Origin of the sequence: Hadarchaeum sp. (SeqCode), from assembly GCF_049969415.1 — an archaeon.
Taxonomy (GTDB): Archaea; Hadarchaeota; Hadarchaeia; order Hadarchaeales; family Hadarchaeaceae; genus Hadarchaeum.
In genome coordinates this window covers 1-2,293 of the sequence record NZ_JBMFOX010000088.1, presented here as the reverse complement: position 1 = coordinate 2,293, position 2,293 = coordinate 1, and the positions used below count along the sequence as shown (strand labels likewise).

Sequence of the window (2,293 nt, the reverse complement as noted above, 5' to 3'; positions counted from 1 at the left end):
GGAGCGCTCTATCCTCTGACCTAAAATCTTGTCATATGTTTTTAGCTCAAGCAACTGTATCTTTGCCATCTCTATTATTCGAACTAGTTCGTCTGTATACTCTACCGCCCCACTCATCAATGTTGAGTACCAGTCCACAAGCACTATATCGTCGTCCGAGTAGCTGAGGTAAAGTTTAAGTGCGTCCTTGACTTCTTTCTCCCCCAGCGACCTCCAATTCTTTTCCCCTCTCAGCACCCCCGCCACTGGTTTGGCATATCTGCCCAAAAAATCTTGGGCCCCCAAAGATGGCTCTGATTCCGCTATGAGGATTAATGTGTAAATTTCGGGCCGCTCAAATGCAGGGTATGGGAAGGCAAGAGCCGGCTCAACTATTTTGGATAACTCTTTGAACAGCTCAAGGGGAACTTCGTCGAACTCCATTTCCTTTCCTTTTATTTTAACTCTCCGCTCGTTGAGCATCACAAGCTTTATTAGCCCGTCAAAACTTAAGTTGCGGAATTCTATGATCGAATAGATTCCTATGACCCCTATCGGAAAAATTCTTCCCTGAAAGGTCATTTTATGCCCGTCTACCTTTTTTGCTCCCAAATCGACAATAATTGGCTCGAGCCCGATCTCCTCATATTTTGGGGCGAGAAAACGGGCTTTCTTTCGATGAAGCTCAATCAGGTTAAGTCTTTCCTTTGGCACTTTTTCGAGGATTAACTCTCCCCCTGCATCGTAGAAGTACTGAAAAATTACGCGCCCTGTAAAAGTTGGCATTTTCTCGGCTTCCATAACATCATTCTCGAAAGAGTTTATCACCTGCATGGTTAAATCATTAGCTGGCCCAAAAATTTTTCATTTCAAGAGGGTGTGGGACAAAATTCGATAATTACTTTTTCAGGATGATCACGTAGGCTCTTTTGCCGATGTATCTTCTCGGCGCATCCACTTTTGCACTGTTTCCTATGGGTGTGACCCTCTTCTCGTAGAAAACTTCTACTTCGTCCGTTAGGATGATTCGACCTTCAAGTATTTCGATTTTTCTTCCTCGGCTTCCGCCGAGAGTCCGTGTTTTCACGTTGGGCATATATCTCTCAATTAGGTTATCCATGGATAGCCTTAAATATCTTTCGGGTGATATGCTATGGGGAATCGATGGTGCTGAAGACCAGACACGTGAGAGCCGTGACGGAGATGCTTGACGACATAGTGAAGGAGTACAAGCTCGAGGTACCCAAGCGGGAGAGGGACTGGAGGACCTACGAGCAGAGGTTGATGGTGAGGATAAAGGGGGCGATCGAAGAGCTTGAGCCCCTTGTGGAAGAGGCCACGGGCTCTATCACGGTCGTGAAAGCACAGCGGAGGGGAAGGAAGCCCGAACTCACAATAAAGCAAAAAACGATTCTCCTGCTGCTCAAACGACTGTTTGACAGGAGCAACCGGGAGATGTCGACCCAGCTTATGGCGTTCAGCATGTTAACCGGTATAGACGTGAGCTACAAGACCGTAGAGCGCCTTTATTCCGACGAAGAGGTGCTTTTGGCGCTACAGAACCTCCACGTGCTCATCCTGAGAAAGAAAAGGGTCGTCGACCCGGACTGCTCCGGCGATGGAACGGGATACTCTCTGACGGTGAGAAAGCACTACGCGACGGAAGCGCAGAAGCTCAAGAACAGGGTGAAGTCTGCGAAGAAATCCTCGAAGAAGAAAGAAAAGATGGGATTCATCTATTCATTCGCGCTCATGGATCTAGACACCCGCATGTACATCGGATATGGAACGAGCTTCAAAAGCGAAAAGGACGCTTTTCTGAAGGCGATCGAGATGGCGAAGGCGGTGGGCATCGACAGCGTGAGGCTGGACCAGTACTTCAGCGACCAGAGCTGCGTGAAGCTCTTCAAGGAAAAATTCGGAGAGGTGACTGTGTACCTGATCCCGAAGCGCAATGCGACGGTGAGGGGCCCGTGGGAGTGGAAGCAAATGTTGAAGCGGTTCGTAGAAGACCCGAAGGGATACCTTCGCGAGTACTACCGGAGAAACCAGTCCGAGAGCGGAATCTCGGAGGATAAGCGCAGGTTCGGATGGAGGATCGCGCAGAGGAGGGAGGATCGAGTTGATACGGCCGCCTTCTGCGCGGCGCTGTGGCACAACTTATTCTGGCTCAAGTAGCGCGGAATTTTGTCCCACATCCGGGGCTACAAAAACTTTTTTGCCATGGCTGCGACCCTTATATTTAGAGCGAGATGACCCAGCCAGCAGAACTTCTGCCCGCCGCCCTTGCAGTTTTTGCCTCCGCCATCGCAAG

Annotated in this window: 3 protein-coding genes; 1 reads left to right on the top strand and 2 read right to left on the bottom strand. The window is 49.4% G+C overall.

Annotation, left to right across the window (positions count from 1 at the left end; translation table 11 throughout):
- A partial coding sequence (locus tag ACP5PX_RS07885; RefSeq protein ID WP_428085405.1) for a hypothetical protein occupies positions 1-813 on the bottom strand: 813 nt, incomplete at its 3' end.
- A gap of 64 nt (positions 814-877) precedes the next feature.
- Entirely contained in the window at positions 878-1,099 is a 222-nt protein-coding gene (locus ACP5PX_RS07880; protein ID WP_428085404.1) for a DUF2080 family transposase-associated protein, read from the bottom strand.
- Positions 1,100-1,146: 47 nt separating this feature from the next.
- On the opposite strand from ACP5PX_RS07880, the gene ACP5PX_RS07875 reads away from it, so the two are divergent.
- A complete protein-coding gene (locus tag ACP5PX_RS07875; protein ID WP_428085403.1) occupies positions 1,147-2,157 on the top strand; it encodes an ISNCY-like element ISFac3 family transposase in 1,011 nt (336 codons plus the stop codon).
- Positions 2,158-2,293: the final 136 nt, after the last annotated feature.

Bases quoted from the DNA above. Each gene is read 5' to 3' on its own strand.
- ACP5PX_RS07880 (WP_428085404.1), bottom strand. From the start codon at position 1,099: ATGGATAACCTAATTGAGAGATATATGCCCAACGTGAAAACACGGACT.